The organism is Vibrio sp. FE10 (assembly GCF_030297155.1).
In the GTDB taxonomy this organism is placed as follows: domain Bacteria; phylum Pseudomonadota; class Gammaproteobacteria; order Enterobacterales; family Vibrionaceae; genus Vibrio; species Vibrio apostichopi.
Genome location: NZ_AP028067.1, coordinates 330,761 through 348,099 on the forward strand (window position 1 = coordinate 330,761; position 17,339 = coordinate 348,099).

At 45.5% G+C, this 17,339-nt stretch carries 6 protein-coding genes, 2 tRNA genes, 2 rRNA genes and 1 riboswitch; of the genes, 6 read left to right on the forward strand and 4 right to left on the reverse strand.

All coding sequences use genetic code 11. The features are described 5' to 3' along the window. The first annotated feature begins 12 nt into the window (after window positions 1-12). From QUF19_RS01610 to QUF19_RS01625, 4 genes are all read left to right on the forward strand, one after another. Window positions 13-2,905 (forward strand): 23S ribosomal RNA (locus tag QUF19_RS01610). Window positions 2,906-3,002: 97 nt separating this feature from the next. After that, window positions 3,003-3,118 (forward strand): 5S ribosomal RNA (rrf, locus tag QUF19_RS01615). A 67-nt stretch (window positions 3,119-3,185) separates the two neighbouring features. Further along, window positions 3,186-3,262: transfer RNA gene (locus QUF19_RS01620), tRNA-Asp, on the forward strand. A gap of 60 nt (window positions 3,263-3,322) precedes the next feature. Further along, window positions 3,323-3,399 (forward strand) — tRNA-Trp (locus QUF19_RS01625). A 738-nt stretch (window positions 3,400-4,137) separates the two neighbouring features. Here the strand turns inward: QUF19_RS01625 and QUF19_RS01630 are convergent. After that, window positions 4,138-5,418 (reverse strand): cation:proton antiporter, encoded by a 1,281-nt coding sequence (locus QUF19_RS01630; protein ID WP_017105358.1) that lies wholly within the window; start codon window positions 5,416-5,418, stop codon window positions 4,138-4,140. Between the two features lie 168 nt (window positions 5,419-5,586). On the opposite strand from QUF19_RS01630, the gene metH reads away from it, so the two are divergent. Next, the gene (gene metH, locus QUF19_RS01635) at window positions 5,587-9,264 is read left to right on the forward strand and encodes a methionine synthase (protein ID WP_286295474.1); all 3,678 of its coding nucleotides are present in this window, start codon (window positions 5,587-5,589) and stop codon (window positions 9,262-9,264) included. 115 nt (window positions 9,265-9,379) lie between these two features. On the opposite strand, the gene lysC is transcribed toward metH, so the two are convergent. Further along, complete coding sequence (gene lysC / locus QUF19_RS01640) at window positions 9,380-10,747, reverse strand: lysine-sensitive aspartokinase 3 (RefSeq protein ID WP_286295475.1); 1,368 nt, start codon at window positions 10,745-10,747, stop codon at window positions 9,380-9,382. A gap of 109 nt (window positions 10,748-10,856) precedes the next feature. Further along, a riboswitch (Lysine riboswitch) is annotated at window positions 10,857-11,034 on the reverse strand. A gap of 176 nt (window positions 11,035-11,210) precedes the next feature. Between lysC and QUF19_RS01645 the strand changes: the two genes are divergently transcribed. After that, a complete protein-coding gene (locus QUF19_RS01645; RefSeq protein WP_286295476.1) occupies window positions 11,211-12,350 on the forward strand; it encodes a pyridoxal-phosphate-dependent aminotransferase family protein in 1,140 nt (379 codons plus the stop codon). Between the two features lie 102 nt (window positions 12,351-12,452). Here QUF19_RS01645 and QUF19_RS01650 read toward each other — a convergent pair whose 3' ends face one another. Next, complete coding sequence (locus QUF19_RS01650) at window positions 12,453-14,216, reverse strand: PglL family O-oligosaccharyltransferase (RefSeq protein ID WP_286295477.1); 1,764 nt, start codon at window positions 14,214-14,216, stop codon at window positions 12,453-12,455. A 96-nt stretch (window positions 14,217-14,312) separates the two neighbouring features. Continuing rightward, a complete protein-coding gene (gene uvrA / locus QUF19_RS01655; protein WP_286295478.1) occupies window positions 14,313-17,144 on the reverse strand; it encodes an excinuclease ABC subunit UvrA in 2,832 nt (943 codons plus the stop codon). Window positions 17,145-17,339: the final 195 nt, after the last annotated feature.

The window sequence follows — 17,339 nt, forward strand, 5'->3', positions numbered from 1 at the left end:
TTCGGGTTGTATGGTTAAGTGACTAAGCGTACACGGTGGATGCCTTGGCAGTCAGAGGCGATGAAAGACGTAATAACTTGCGATAAGCCCAGATTAGGTAGTAATAACCTTTTGAGTCTGGGATTTCTGAATGGGGAAACCCACGTGCATAAGCACGTATCCTGTTGTGAATACATAGCAACAGGAGGCAAACCGGGGGAACTGAAACATCTAAGTACCCCGAGGAAGAGAAATCAACCGAGATTCCGAAAGTAGCGGCGAGCGAAATTGGATTAGCCCTTAAGCTTTTAATGATGCAGGTGAAGCCTCTGGAAAGTGGCGCAACAAAGGGTGATAGCCCCGTAACCGACACATCATAATCAGTGAAATCGAGTAGGGCGGGACACGTGATATCCTGTCTGAATATGGGGGGACCATCCTCCAAGGCTAAATACTACTGACTGACCGATAGTGAACCAGTACCGTGAGGGAAAGGCGAAAAGAACCCCTGTGAGGGGAGTGAAATAGAACCTGAAACCGTGTACGTACAAGCAGTAGGAGCACCTTCGTGGTGTGACTGCGTACCTTTTGTATAATGGGTCAGCGACTTAATTTTAGTAGCAAGGTTAACCGTTTAGGGGAGCCGTAGGGAAACCGAGTCTTAACTGGGCGTACAGTTGCTAGGATTAGACCCGAAACCAGGTGATCTAGCCATGGGCAGGTTGAAGGTTGAGTAACATCAACTGGAGGACCGAACCGACTAATGTTGAAAAATTAGCGGATGACTTGTGGCTAGGGGTGAAAGGCCAATCAAACCTGGAGATAGCTGGTTCTCCCCGAAAGCTATTTAGGTAGCGCCTCGGACGAATACTACTGGGGGTAGAGCACTGTTAAGGCTAGGGGGTCATCCCGACTTACCAACCCTTTGCAAACTCCGAATACCAGTAAGTACTATCCGGGAGACACACGGCGGGTGCTAACGTCCGTCGTGGAGAGGGAAACAACCCAGACCGCCAGCTAAGGTCCCAAAGTATAGCTAAGTGGGAAACGATGTGGGAAGGCTCAGACAGCCAGGATGTTGGCTTAGAAGCAGCCATCATTTAAAGAAAGCGTAATAGCTCACTGGTCGAGTCGGCCTGCGCGGAAGATGTAACGGGGCTAAGCTATACACCGAAGCTGCGGCTACGTACCTTAGGGTATGTGGGGTAGGGGAGCGTTCTGTAAGCCGTTGAAGGTGGTCTGTAAGGGCTGCTGGAGGTATCAGAAGTGCGAATGCTGACATGAGTAACGATAAAGGGAGTGAAAAACTCCCTCGCCGGAAGACCAAGGGTTCCTGTCCAACGTTAATCGGGGCAGGGTAAGTCGACTCCTAAGGCGAGGCCGAAAGGCGTAGTCGATGGGAAACGGGTTAATATTCCCGTACTTCTTACAATTGCGATGGGGGGACGGAGAAGGCTAGGTGGGCCTGGCGACGGTTGTCCAGGTTCAAGTATGTAGGCGGAAAGTTTAGGTAAATCCGGACTTTCTTAACGCTGAGATACGATGTCGAGCTACTACGGTAGTGAAGTCATTGATGCCATGCTTCCAGGAAAAGCCTCTAAGCTTCAGATTGTAAGGAATCGTACCCCAAACCGACACAGGTGGTCGGGTAGAGAATACCAAGGCGCTTGAGAGAACTCGGGTGAAGGAACTAGGCAAAATGGTACCGTAACTTCGGGAGAAGGTACGCTCTTATCAGTGAAGTCCCTTGCGGATGGAGCAGACGAGAGTCGCAGATACCAGGTGGCTGCAACTGTTTATTAAAAACACAGCACTGTGCAAAATCGTAAGATGACGTATACGGTGTGACGCCTGCCCGGTGCCGGAAGGTTAATTGATGGGGTTAGACTTCGGTCGAAGCTCTTGATCGAAGCCCCGGTAAACGGCGGCCGTAACTATAACGGTCCTAAGGTAGCGAAATTCCTTGTCGGGTAAGTTCCGACCTGCACGAATGGCGTAATGATGGCCACGCTGTCTCCACCCGAGACTCAGTGAAATTGAAATCGCTGTGAAGATGCAGTGTACCCGCGGCTAGACGGAAAGACCCCGTGAACCTTTACTACAGCTTGGCACTGAACATTGAACCTACATGTGTAGGATAGGTGGGAGACTATGAAACCGCGTCGCTAGATGTGGTGGAGTCGTCCTTGAAATACCACCCTTGTAGTTTTGATGTTCTAACGTTGGTCCCTGAATCGGGATTACGGACAGTGCCTGGTGGGTAGTTTGACTGGGGCGGTCTCCTCCCAAAGAGTAACGGAGGAGCACGAAGGTGGGCTAAACACGGTTGGACATCGTGTGGTTAGTGCAATGGCATAAGCCCGCTTGACTGCGAGAATGACAATTCGAGCAGGTGCGAAAGCAGGTCATAGTGATCCGGTGGTTCTGAATGGAAGGGCCATCGCTCAACGGATAAAAGGTACTCCGGGGATAACAGGCTGATACCGCCCAAGAGTTCATATCGACGGCGGTGTTTGGCACCTCGATGTCGGCTCATCACATCCTGGGGCTGAAGTCGGTCCCAAGGGTATGGCTGTTCGCCATTTAAAGTGGTACGCGAGCTGGGTTTAGAACGTCGTGAGACAGTTCGGTCCCTATCTGCCGTGGGCGTTGGAAAATTGAAAGGGGCTGCTCCTAGTACGAGAGGACCGGAGTGGACGAACCTCTGGTGTTCGGGTTGTCATGCCAATGGCATTGCCCGGTAGCTAAGTTCGGAATCGATAACCGCTGAAAGCATCTAAGCGGGAAGCGAGCCTTGAGATGAGTTTTCCCTGGCACTATAAGTGTCCTAAAGGGTTGTCGTAGACTACGACGTTGATAGGCAGGGTGTGTAAGTGCTGCGAGGCATTGAGCTAACCTGTACTAATTGCCCGTGAGGCTTAACCATACAACACCCAAGGGGTTTTGTGGACTCAGATGTACCAGACCTTGAATGCGTTTGAAGAGAAATACTTTTAGATAAGCTTTCCGAATTTTAAAATTTGCTTGGCGACCATAGCATTGTGGACCCACCTGATTCCATGCCGAACTCAGAAGTGAAACACAATAGCGCCGATGGTAGTGTGGGGTTTCCCCATGTGAGAGTAGGACATCGCCAGGCTTTAAATTAAATCTTTAGGTTGACCGACCTGGAGATATGGACGCTCACTTAGTGAGTTGACCACTGCGGAGTGGTAGTTCAGTTGGTTAGAATACCGGCCTGTCACGCCGGGGGTCGCGGGTTCGAGTCCCGTCCACTCCGCCACTTATTCGATAACCTCGCCTAGTGCGAGGTTTTTTCGAATCTAAAGTAGTAAAAAGTTTTAGGGGTGTAGCTCCAATTGGCAGAGCAGCGGATTCCAAATCCGCGTGTTGGGAGTTCGAATCTCTCCACCCCTGCCATATTTAAGGCTCTAGCAGAAATGCTAGAGCCTTTTTGCTTTCTGAATCTAATTACATTATTAGCAGAACACCGGATTCCTCGACTTACGAGAGCAGAGCGTGTTGTAGTCTAAACCTCTACTCTTACCATATACAAAGCCTCAGCAGAAATGCTGGGGCTTTTTTACGTCTGTTGTTTCTGCGAAGCAATGTTGGGAGCACTAGGCGTCACCCTGACTCATCAGCTCAGTCGAATCTCCGAAGTGTTGGCTCAGTCCACCGCTGCCATATTTAAGTCTCTAGATTGCGGGTCCCGGTAGAAAGACTAGAGCCTTTTCGTTTTCTGTCAGTCTTACATCACTCATACTCGTCAATTGCTTAGGTTCGGTCTTGCGATATTAGTACGAAATATTTCTAAGCTCCCTTTTACTAAATAGGTTTGCAGAAGCACTGTTATTTTGACCCTTCTTTTTCTACTACATCAGCTGTTTCATAGAAAAGTTTCGGTTCTAGGACAGTAGTGAGAAAAGCTTTGACTCGAATTAGAATTCCTTTTCTCTCGAACGTACTCAAACTAGTGGTTGCTAGTTTGAGTATTTCAGATACGACAAAGGGTCATGATTGAAGATAACGATCATTATTAAAGTGGTGGTCAGAGATAAGGGGAGCAACTTGTAGGCTAGAGATAGGTTGCTGTCGATGGAGGCAGGTACAAAAAAGGCCGCTAAGCTAAGCGACCTTCGTTTATCTATCTAAGTGTTAATCCAATTCTTTCTCGGCTTGCTTCGCTTTCTCTATCATAGGAGTGATTGTTGAGCCTTGAACTAAGATTGAGAACACAACAACAGCGTATGTCATGACAAGGATAATCTCTTTAACATCGATTGATTTGTCTTCAATAACCCAAATGCCTGAAGGGATTGAAAGAGCCATCGCTAGAGCTAAGCCACCACGCAAACCGCCCCAAGTAAGGATCTTGATTGACCAAGGGTTGTAAGTTCTAAAGCGTTTAAACCCAATGTAGGATAAGAACACACTCAAGTAGCGAGCACTCAGTACTAGAGGTACAGCGAACGCCATCAAAATCCAGTCTTCTTGGTGGAATTTGAATAGCAGCATAGACATACCAATCAATAAGAACAGTACGCCATTTAAGAATTCGTCTATCAGTTCCCAGAAATGGTCTAGGTGATCCTCACTCTCTTTTGAGAATCCAATAAAGCGTGTCCAGTTACCAATCATGATTCCAGATACCACCATTGCTAACGGTCCTGATACATGTAGAACCTCTGCAAAAGCATAACCAGCGGTTGGAATACCGATGGTTAGCAGTAACTCCATAGAGTGGTCATCGGTGTTGCTGATTAGATAGTGGAATATCAAACCCAAAGCAAATCCGTAGACGATACCGCCAATAGCCTCTTGGACAAATAGCATTGTCACACTACCAACGGTTGGTGCCTCGGTACCAAATGCAATGGTAAATAGCGTTACGAAGATAACTAAGCCAAAACCATCATTGAATAACGACTCACCTTCGATTTGAGTAGAGATTCGTCTGGGAGCATCGAGCTTTTTCACTATTGCTAACACAGCAATTGGATCGGTTGGAGAGATTAAAGAGCCAAACAGTAAGCAATAAATTAGATCAAATTGAATGCCGATGAACTGACAAAATCCATAGAGCACAAATCCAATAAAGAAGGTTGAAAACAGTGTTGCACCTAATGCGAGTACAGTTATTTCCCACTTCTGATCTTTTAAGTTTGGTAACTTGATCCCCAAGCCGCCAGCAAAGAGTAAGAAACCTAGTATTCCTTTCAAGAGGAAATCTTCAAAGTTGATACTGGCTACTGTCTCTGAGGCGATGTCTGCCAATTGGAACCAATTGTTTTGTCCTGCAATGATAATCAATAGAGATAGCATCATTGAGCCAGCTGTTATGGCGATGGTTGTCTGCATTTTACCAATTTTGGTATTCACGAAAGCAATAAGCATGGCTGCAGCGGACAAGAAGCATAAGGTGTAATAGACCGACATTGGGATTCCAATATGTAACAAAGTATGAAAATTAATTTTCGTTGTCTCATGCTTAAATAGCAAACACTTTTTGTCATAGCTTAGTAATCAATTTCCTTTTTTAGACGTCTAGACTCCTTTTTAATGTGTGATAGGATGGAGGGATAATTAAAGGAATGAGGCTGTACCGTGGGAAGTAATGTAAGGCAAAAGATTGAGGCTCTGTTAAAGCAACGAATTTTACTGATTGATGGTGGCATGGGTACCATGATTCAGGATTATAAATTGGAAGAGCAGGACTATCGTGGTGAGCGCTTTGCTGATTGGCATAGTGACTTAAAAGGTAACAATGACCTTTTGGTACTTACACAGCCTAAGCTTATCAAAGGTATCCACACGGAGTATTTGGAAGCGGGTGCAGATATCCTCGAAACCAATACCTTTAATGCAACAACCATTGCTATGGCCGACTACGATATGGAAAGTCTTAGCGAAGAAATTAACTATGCTGCTGCTAAACTGGCTCGTGAAGCGGCAGATGAATGGACAGCGAAGACTCCTGATAAACCTCGTTTTGTGGCGGGTGTTTTAGGTCCAACTAACCGAACTTGTTCTCTCTCCCCAGATGTTAATGATCCGGGCTATCGTAATGTGAGTTTTGACGAACTTGTTGTGGCTTATTCTGAATCGACTCGTGCTCTTATCAAAGGCGGGTCAGACCTTATTCTTATCGAGACTATCTTCGATACACTCAACGCGAAGGCGTGCTCTTTTGCCGTTGAATCGGTCTTTGAAGAAATGGGTATCACTTTACCCGTTATGATCTCCGGTACTATCACCGATGCATCTGGTCGAACGCTTTCCGGACAAACGACGGAAGCATTCTACAACGCCCTTCGTCATGTAAAACCAATCTCATTTGGTTTGAACTGTGCATTAGGCCCCGATGAACTGCGCGAATACGTTGGTGAGATGTCTCGTATCTCCGAATGTAATGTTTCCGCTCACCCTAACGCGGGTTTACCTAACGCATTTGGTGAGTATGACCTTTCTCCAGAAGATATGGCTGAACACGTTAAGGAATGGGCTGAAAGTGGTTTCTTGAACCTAATTGGTGGTTGTTGTGGTACGACGCCAGAACATATACGCCAAATGGCAGAAGCTGTTGAAGGCGTAACACCGCGCCAGCTACCAGATTTACCCGTCTCTTGTCGCCTCTCTGGCTTAGAGCCATTGACGATTTCCAAGGAATCTCTGTTTGTTAACGTGGGTGAGCGAACTAACGTTACCGGCTCTGCTCGCTTTAAACGCCTTATCAAAGAAGAACTCTATGATGAAGCTTTGAGTGTGGCTCGAGAGCAAGTTGAGAATGGCGCTCAAATCATCGATATCAACATGGATGAAGGGATGCTAGACGCTGAGGCGTGTATGGTTAAATTCCTTAATCTATGCGCATCTGAGCCTGAAATCTCGAAAGTGCCAGTCATGGTCGACTCTTCAAAATGGGAAGTTATTGAAGCGGGTCTGAAATGTATTCAGGGTAAAGGCATAGTTAACTCTATCTCATTGAAGGAAGGGAAAGAGAAGTTTGTCGAACAAGCTAAACTGGTTCGCCGATATGGTGCAGCCGTTATCGTGATGGCGTTCGATGAAGTTGGCCAAGCTGATACTCGAAAGCGTAAGGTTGAGATTTGTACTAATGCCTACAATATTCTGGTTGATGAAGTGGGCTTCCCACCAGAAGATATTATTTTTGACCCAAACATTTTTGCGGTGGCAACGGGTATTGATGAGCATAACAACTATGCGGTCGATTTCATTGAAGCGGTAGGGGACATCAAACGAGACTTACCTCATGCAATGATCTCTGGTGGTGTATCGAATGTTTCATTCTCATTCCGAGGTAATAACTACGTTCGTGAGGCTATCCACGCAGTATTCCTATATCACTGTTTTAAAAACGGGATGGATATGGGTATCGTAAATGCTGGGCAATTAGAGATTTACGATAATGTGCCTGAGGATTTGCGTGAAGCCGTTGAAGATGTGGTTCTAAACCGTCGAGATGATTCTACTGAGCGCTTGCTAGATATTGCGACTGAGTATCTAGAGCGTGCAGTGGGGAAAGTTGAAGATAAATCTGCTTTAGAGTGGCGTACTTGGCCAGTAGAAAAGCGCTTAGAACACTCTTTAGTGAAAGGTATTACCGACTTTATTGTTGAAGATACAGAAGAAGCTCGTGTTAATGCTTCTCGCCCTATTGAGGTGATTGAAGGCCCATTAATGGATGGCATGAACGTGGTTGGTGACCTCTTTGGTGAAGGTAAGATGTTCCTTCCTCAAGTAGTTAAATCTGCACGTGTTATGAAGCAAGCGGTAGCCCATCTAGAACCATTTATTAATGCAACCAAAGACGTTGGTGCGACTAACGGAAAAATCTTACTTGCGACCGTAAAAGGCGATGTTCATGATATTGGTAAAAACATTGTGGGCGTTGTCTTGCAGTGTAATAACTACGAAATTATCGATTTAGGCGTGATGGTTTCATGTGAAAAAATCCTTAAGGTCGCTAAAGAAGAGAACGTCGATATCATTGGTCTTTCGGGTTTGATCACTCCTTCATTGGATGAGATGGTTCATGTGGCTAAAGAGATGGAGAGACAAGGCTTTAAACTGCCTCTTCTGATTGGTGGGGCAACCACATCTAAAGCGCATACAGCCGTTAAGATTGAACAGAACTACTCTGAACCTGTGGTCTACGTAAACAATGCCTCACGTGCTGTTGGTGTGTGTACTTCTCTACTCTCTAACGAACTGAAGCCTGCATTTGTTGAGAAGTTGGATATTGATTACGATCGCGTTCGCGATCAACACAACCGCAAAAAGCCGCGCACTAAGCCAGTCTCGCTAGAGAGAGCGCGTGCCAATAAAGTTGCTATCGATTGGAATGCGTATACTCCCCCTGCACCCGCTAAACCGGGAGTACACATCTTCAAGGACTTTGATGTGGCTACTTTACGTCAGTACATCGACTGGACTCCGTTCTTTATGACGTGGTCTTTGGTTGGTAAGTACCCGGCAATTTTTGATCATGAAGAAGTAGGCGAAGAGGCGAAGCGCTTATTTAAAGACGCCAATGATTTATTAGATCGAGTACAGAAAGAGAAATTGCTTGAAGCTCGTGGTATGTGCGCTATGTTCCCAGCGAACAGTGTTGGTGATGATATTGAAGTGTATACCGATGAATCTCGTACCGAGGTACTAAAGGTTCTGCACAACCTTCGTCAGCAAACCGAAAAGCCAAAAGGATTTAACTACTGTTTGTCAGATTACATTGCGCCAAAAGACAGCGGTAAAGCGGATTGGATTGGTGGTTTTGCAGTAACGGGTGGTATTGGTGAGCGAGAGCTAGCTGATGATTACAAAGCGAAAGGCGACGACTATAACGCGATCATGATTCAGGCGGTTGCAGACCGATTGGCTGAAGCGTTCGCTGAATACTTGCATAAAGAAGTGAGAAAGGACATTTGGGGCTACTCACCTGATGAGAATTTGTCTAACGACGATTTGATTCGAGAGAAGTACCAAGGTATTCGTCCAGCCCCGGGTTACCCTGCTTGCCCAGAGCATACAGAGAAAGGCACGTTGTGGGAGTTGATGGACGTTGAAAAAGCAATCGATATGTCGCTAACCACGAGTTACGCAATGTGGCCAGGTGCCTCAGTGTCTGGTATGTACTTCTCACATCCTGATGCCCGATACTTTGCTATTGCACAGATACAACAGGATCAAGTGGATAGCTATGCTGATCGTAAAGGTTGGGATATGTTGGAAGCTGAGAAGTGGTTAGGTCCAAACATTAACTAGTTTGAATCTATGACGAGCTTTGATTCGTAAAGTAAAAAAGAGAAAGGGTTGCTTAATAGCAACCCTTTTTGTATCTGTAATTTAGTTATTTATCTGTCGATGATAAACGAGCTTTCTACTCAAACAACTCTTGGTGAAGTTTTTGAATCGCTAACTTAGACACAGATTCATCTAGTAAGAAGCATAGGTTGTGTGGGCTTGCTCCGTAACAAATCATACGTAGGTTGAAATCTTCTAGAGTGCCGAAGACCTGTTTTGCATAGCCTTTGCTTTCACTCATGTTGTTACCAATAAGAGCAACAAGACATAGGTCGTGTTCAATATCCACAGAACACAGCTCCTCAAGCTCAATTCGAGCGGCTTCTGGTAACTGAGGAGCACCACCCGATGTATCTGTTTGATCGAGAGTGAGTGAGACACTGATCTCTGAGGTAGTGATAAGATCGACAGAGATCTTATGCTTAGCGAGGATCTCGAACACTTTTGCGAGGAAGCCATAAGCATGGAACATGTTAGCGCTGCGTAGCGTAACCATGGTTTGATTGCAGCGTAGGGCAAGCGCTCTGAACAGAGGGGAGCTTTCAACTTGTTGACGAATCCATGTGCCACCGAGCTCTGGTGCTTTTGATGAGCCGACAAATACCGGAATTTGATGGCGTAGTGCCGGGACTAGAGTCGATGGGTGTAAGATCTTCGCGCCAAAGTTTGCCATTTCCGATGCTTCGCTGAAGCTGATCTCTGGGATAGGAGATGCTTTCGATGCGATACGTGGATCCGTGGTATAGATGCCCGGAACATCAGTCCAGATTTCTAAACCAATCGCTTGTACAGATTCTGCAATCAGTGCCGCTGAGTAATCACTACCACCACGACCTAACGTTGTGGTGTTACCTTCGCTATCGGCGCCGATAAAGCCTTGGGTAACGACAACTTGCTGTTGGCATAGTGGAATCAATTTCTGTTGTGCTAAGGCTGCAATATCTTTTAACTGTGGTTCTGCTTTGCCGAAGTCACCATTGGTGCGCATCACTTCTCTGATATCAAAACGGACCGCTGGTGTGCCACGCTCGCGAATGATTTGAGCGAGGATATGCGTCGACATCAGTTCGCCGCATGCGACAAGGTGGTCAGTCAGCTTTGTGCTTACTTGGAAAGATGCTGCTTCGGCTGCACTCTCAATATTATCGAGAATGCTATGAACCTCTTTCTCGATGCTGCTTGGATCGGCTAACTGAGCAAGAATCGTATTATGAATGTCGGTTAACTGCGTCACTAGTTCTTGGCGACGAGTTTTATCTTGAACACCATTCGCGAGTTCAACAAGCAGGTTAGTAACGCCTGAGCACGCGCTGCTCACGACCAGTTTAGTATTCGAGTTATTTTCAATAATGGCAGCACAACGGCTCATTGCTTCAAAGTTGGCAACACTTGTTCCGCCAAACTTAGCGACATTAAAAGAACCAGCTACATTAGATGCACTCACGATATATCTCCCACGACTTCCTAAAATAAAATTACGGTTGGGTAATCCAACGTCCGATGTTTTTCGAAGAGAGTATTTAGAGCAAAAAGAGAGGAATTATTAGAATAGTAACCTCAGAAGCTCCTCACCATATAGAAATGGCGACAGTTGCCGGGATTCAGCCCGCTCAACCGATAATAAAGGTCCTGCATCCTTTTATTATCTCGGCACTGCTCCCCCTTAATGTTTTGTATTGGAAATGCGGTTCCACAAAACATCTGCCTGGGCAGTGCTCCTCTTCTGCTAGATAGCCATTTCATTGAACGTGTTTGCGGTAACAATGTCAATCCGTAACTGGATATATTTAAAAAATAATTTTAACAATTATGTGACACTGGTGTGACCTCAATACTTATGGCTAATTGCTGAGGTAATCAATTTGCTTTAGGGTGGATTGTTCACAACATTAACGTAAGGGATGTACATGTCTAATTTAACACTCACTACTGCTATCGATAGCTTTTATCCGCCGCACCGAACGTTAATGGGACCGGGGCCTTCAGACATTTCGCCTCAAGTTCTACAGGCCTTGAGCCGTCCAACTATTGGTCACCTCGACCCGTTATTTATCGCGATGATGGATGAACTGAAACAACTTCTTAAATATGCATTCCAAACGGAGAATGAGTTTACGATTGCCGTTTCTGCTCCAGGCAGTGCGGGGATGGAAACGTGTTTTGTTAACTTGATTGAGCCTGGCGAGAAGGTGATTGTTTGTCGCAACGGTGTTTTCGGTGAACGTATGCGAGAGAATGTTGTGCGTTGTGGTGGTGAAGCGATCCTTGTTGACGATGAGTGGGGTAAACCCGTATCCGTTGAAAAGGTAGAAAAGGCATTGGCAGAAAACCCTGATGCTGTTGCTGTCGCATTTGTGCATGCAGAAACGTCGACGGGAGCCTTATCGGATGCTAAAGCTATTTCCGCAGTAGCTCGTCAGTTTGATGCATTGTCGATTGTTGATGCGGTGACATCATTAGGTGGTGTACCACTCTTGGTCGATGAATGGCAGCTTGATGCGGTTTATTCTGGCAGTCAAAAGTGTTTATCTTGCGTTCCTGGACTGTCTCCAGTGACTTTCTCTCAACGTGCGGTTGAGAAGATGAAGGCGCGTCAAACTCCGGTACAAAGCTGGTTCCTAGATCAAAGCTTAGTACTGGGTTACTGGAGTGGAGAAGGCAAGCGTAGCTACCACCATACGGCACCCGTGAATAGCCTGTATGCTCTGCATGAGTCGTTGGTTCTATTGAAAAATGAAGGCCTAGATAATGCTTGGTCACGTCACTATGCGATGCACCAAGAACTGAAAGCTGGCGTAGAAGCTTTGGGATTAAAATTTGTGGTTGATGAAGAGAGTCGCTTACCTCAATTGAATGCGCTTTATTTCCCTGAAGGGATTGATGAAGCCAAAATAAGAACGCAGCTGTTAGAAGAGTATAATCTTGAAATCGGTGCAGGCCTTGGCTCTTTAGCCGGCAAGGCTTGGCGTATTGGTTTAATGGGTTATGGCGCTCGAAAAGAGAATGTCGCTTTGTGCTTAAAAGCGTTACAAGACGTTTTAAAATAACGGTAATAAACTCAAGTTTAAAAGAAAAGCGCACGAGAGAACGTGCGCTTTTTTGTGTCTAGGTTATGCCAATATAGTGAATGAACACTAGTTTCCTTGGCGTCATTTAGCAGCAGAGATATTGTTTTCAGCTTCCGATATTTTCTTATATTGAACCTTGGAAAAGTCTCTATTTGGGAACAAGAAGCTCGCTTCACTACGAATTTGTTCTGCCTTGCTGTGATCGCCTAATCCTTGATACGCGAGAATCAGGTTGCTGTAGAAAGCAGGCCTTGGCTTACTCTTTATGATCTCTAACGACCAATCTATATAAGGTTGGATTAGGCTAGGATCAGCTTTGTAGAGGCCGATATTTAGATAGGTACTGTACACGTCCCAATCATAGCGATCTTTCCATACTACGGGGTTCGTTACCTGCTTAAGAATGTCCGGGTTTTTCGGCTTGGACAGCTCAAATTTAGTGAGTACATAATTGGTGTGTAAGGCACTCAGCATGTAAAAACTCACCAAGATAGGAACGACTAAGCTCGACACTCTGAATAGGGTTTTACTGACGATACTAAATGGCTGCTGATAGTGGCGAGAAGTCCGTTGGTCGACCCAGTAAATCAAAATGATAAAGGTTATCCAGTGAATCGCCGAGTGGTAAAAAGGATACTCAAGCTGAGAGTGTAAGAGTATAGGTATGAACAGCGCAAGCAGTGCTAGACGTGTTCCTTTCGCTGAGTTAGCTATGCGTGACATCACCAACACCGCAGCAATCAAGATACCGATAATTGGTACAATTCCACCTTCTACTCCCCAAAACAGGAACTCATTGTGCGGGTGATCCATTGAAGGAAGGCCGGGATGATAATTTGAGTTAAGTTGATGCTGGCGAGCCGTGTATAGCGTGTATTCAGATTCGAACTTTCCGTAGCCATAACCGGTAAATGGTTTTTCGATCATCATATCGAGCGCTTGTGGAAAGGTATAAGCGCGTGGACTTTCTAAGTTTGCTTTTTTACTGGCAAAACTATCGGTTGCATTAAGGCTGATCACCGAAAAAGCGACGACGATACCGACTAGCACTGATGCGCACCATCCGTAGAAGCGTTTCTTAGTCGAGAACTTGTATAGGTAAGGTAGAATGCAGACAAACCCGATTACGGCAGCCAACCATCCGGTACGTGATGCGATGATGATAAGCAAAGGTACGGTTAAGGTTGGTGTTAGGTATAGTAAGAACGACTCGCTAATTTTGTGATTATATTTAGCGGGCTGTCTTGCTAAAAGATAAGCTGAAAGCACAAAACCGGTAGCAAGAAAGCTGGCCATAACATTCGGTTGTTGGAATATCCCATAAGGTCGATTGGCCGCAGTGTTGTAGCCAAATAGGTTGCCAGGTTCCAGTAAGAAATATTGCACATAACCAAAGAGTGCTTGTAGAACGACAGCAAGAACAATGAACCACAACATGCGTTGTTTGTGTTTGTTACTGAATTTAAATTGCTGAAGCACCACGAATAAAGCGAAGCCCGCCCACAATCCTAGTAGTCGGCCTGATGCGGCTTGAGGAGAGGCGTTGCTGTAAAGAATGGGCAGCGTCAGTATCACGCAGCTTATTAACAAGCCAACGGTTAACTTGGAATACTTGAGTACTCGGTTAGTGGCAAGCTGGTAGAAGCCAATCGCTAACGTAAAGCTAAGAGCTAACCAAGTGGTTGGATTAAAGGATAAAGCGAGGCCAGAGCCTCCAGGGTTAGGCATGAAAAAATGCATGGCCAATAAGAACACAACAGCTAAAGAGGCAAGAAATGCCTTGTTAAGCGGAAGCTGAGTTCTCTGATTTTCTAGCTGGGTACCGCTAGTATGTATTGTTGCCATAAATCCCTAACCTTATAAAAACAGAGCTTGTTCCTTCTGAAACAAGCTCTGTTACTTTAACATTTTTCTGTCTGCTCGCAGGGAGCTATTTTACACCTACTTCAAATTTAACATAGGCTTAAGGAAGCGAGCAGTGTGCGAACCTTCGACTAAAGCCACATCTTCAGGTGTACCTTCTGCAACAATTTCACCGCCTCCTTGACCACCTTCAGGGCCAAGATCTAGGATCCAGTCCGCGGTTTTGACGACGTCTAGGTTATGCTCAATCACGACAACCGTATTACCGTGATCACGTAATCTATGCAGTACCGTTAACAGTTGCTGGATATCGTGGAAGTGTAGGCCTGTTGTTGGCTCATCGAGAATGTATAAGGTTTTCCCCGTGTCTCGTTTAGATAACTCTCTTGCTAACTTAACACGTTGTGCTTCACCGCCAGACAATGTCGTTGCCGCTTGCCCGAGGCGAATGTAAGAAAGGCCAACGTCCATTAGGGTTTGCAGCTTACGAGCAATAACAGGCACTGGGTTGAAGTATTCACGAGCATCTTCCACGGTCATCTCTAGAACTTCGTCAATGGTTTTACCCTTGTAGCGAACCTCTAGAGTTTCACGGTTATAACGCTTACCTTTACACACATCACACGGGACATACACATCTGGCAAGAAGTGCATCTCCACCTTGATTACACCGTCCCCCTGACACGCTTCACAGCGACCGCCCCGAACGTTAAAACTGAATCGACCTGGCTTGTAGCCACGAGAACGTGATTCTTGTGTACCTGCAAATAACTCTCGAATTGGCGTGAAAATACCAGTGTAGGTTGCAGGGTTTGATCTTGGTGTGCGACCGATAGGGCTTTGGTCAATATCGATCACTTTGTCGAAATGCTCTAAGCCTTTTATCTTTTTGTGCTTTGCCGGAACTGCAGTGGTTGCACCGTTTAATTGAGTGTGCGCGACTTTAAAGAAGGTGTCATTGATTAGCGTAGATTTACCTGATCCCGATACACCGGTAATACAGCTGAATAAGCCTACAGGGATCGTCGCAGTGACATTCTTTAGGTTGTTCCCAGTTGCGCCAACGATCTCGACGACTTTTTTCTTGTCGATAGGTGTTCTTTGTTTTGGTATCGCAATTTCTTTGGCGCCGCTCAGATATTGCCCAGTTAAAGAATTCGGGTTTTCGATGATGTCTTGCATGGTGCCTTCAGCGACCACGTGTCCACCATGCACACCCGCACCTGGGCCGATATCGATAACATGGTCTGCGCAACGAATTGCATCTTCATCATGCTCAACAACAAGTACGGTATTTCCTAAGTCTCTTAGGTGAACCAGAGTTTGTAGTAGACGTTCATTATCACGCTGGTGGAGGCCAATCGATGGCTCATCCAGCACATACATAACACCAACTAAACCAGCACCAATTTGACTTGCTAGACGAATCCTTTGCGCTTCACCACCAGACAGTGTTTCTGCACTGCGTGATAGGTTCAGGTAATTCAAACCAACGTTCACCAAGAAATGCAGACGATCATTGATCTCTTTCATCACTTTATCGGCAATTTGTCCACGCTGGCCGCTGAGCGACAAGTTTTGGAAAAACTCTAGTGCATCAGCAATACTGAGCTGAACGATTTCTGGAAGTGTAGTATCGCCAATGAAGACATTTCTAGCTTCTAATCTTAAGCGCGTACCATCACAGCTCGAGCACGATTTCGTTGATATGTACTTGGCAAGATCTTCACGTACCGCGCTAGATTCAGTATCGCGGTAACGGCGCTCCAGCGTATTTAAAATACCTTCAAATGGGTGACGCTTGACTCGGATATCACCACGATCATTGATGTATTTGAATTCAACTTCAGTACGCCCTGAGCCTTTAAGAATGATCTCTTGAGTCTTTTTAGGCAGAGAGTTGAATGGCACATACAGATCAAAACCATAATGGTCTGATAGCGACGTTAGCATCTGAAAATAGTAATAATTCTTCTGATCCCAGCCTTTTATTGCACCTTCTGCAATGCTTAGGTTCTCATCTAAAATCACTCGACTTGGATCAAAATATTGTTGAACACCAAGTCCATCACACGTACCACATGCACCTGCAGGATTGTTGAATGAGAATAGGCGCGGCTCAAGCTCTTGCATGCTGTAGCCACACTTTGGACAAGCAAAGTTAGCTGAGAACACGATCTCTTCTTGTTCTTTATCATCCATCCAACCGACAACAGCGATACCACCAGAGAGCTCTAATGTTGTCTCAAACGATTCAGCTAAACGCTGTTGAAGATCTGGGCGAACCTTAAAGCGGTCAACGACAACTTCAATGGTGTGCTTCTTGTGCAGTTCCAATGTGGGTGGATCGGACAAATCACAGGTCTCGCCATCAATACGGGCACGGATAAAGCCTTGAGCAGCGAGGTTTTCCAGTGTCTTTACATGTTCACCTTTACGTTCTTTGACGATCGGTGCCAGCAGCATCATCTTTGAACCAGCCGGCAGCTCTAAGACTTTATCGACCATTTGGCTAATGGTTTGTGCTGCAAGAGGGATATTGTGATCAGGACAGCGCGGTTCACCAACACGAGCATAAAGGAGTCTTAGGTAATCATAGACTTCAGTGATGGTGCCAACCGTTGAACGAGGGTTATGAGAGGTTGATTTTTGTTCTATGGAGATGGCTGGAGATAAACCTTCAATGTGGTCGACATCAGGCTTTTCCATGAGAGATAGAAATTGACGAGCATAGGCCGACAAAGACTCAACATAACGACGTTGACCTTCTGCGTAGAGGGTATCAAACGCAAGTGACGACTTTCCTGAACCGGATAATCCAGTGATAACTGTCAGCTTATCACGAGGTATGGTTAGGTTAATGTCTTTGAGGTTATGCGTACGAGCGCCTCTAATTTCTATTTTATCCATCTCAACAGACCATGTAATTTTAAGTGGCTAAAGTATTACATAGAGTGAGATTTGTGCAAAGTTTTACTGGATAAAAAAACAGTAATAAAAAAGGGCGACTCTTTTGAGTCACCCTTGGAATCATTTAATGTGCTGCTAACCAACCGCTCATAGCTATTAGTTAAATAACTAAACAGTTAAACAGCGAGTAAGCCA

Excerpts from the sequence above, each read along its gene's own strand:
- QUF19_RS01630 (WP_017105358.1), bottom strand. The coding sequence starts at position 5,418 with ATGTCGGTCTATTACACCTTATGCTTCTTGTCCGCTGCAGCCATGCTT.
- QUF19_RS01645 (WP_286295476.1), top strand. The coding sequence starts at position 11,211 with ATGTCTAATTTAACACTCACTACTGCTATCGATAGCTTTTATCCGCCG.
- QUF19_RS01650 (WP_286295477.1), bottom strand. The coding sequence starts at position 14,216 with ATGGCAACAATACATACTAGCGGTACCCAGCTAGAAAATCAGAGAACT.
- uvrA (WP_286295478.1), bottom strand. The coding sequence starts at position 17,144 with ATGGATAAAATAGAAATTAGAGGCGCTCGTACGCATAACCTCAAAGAC.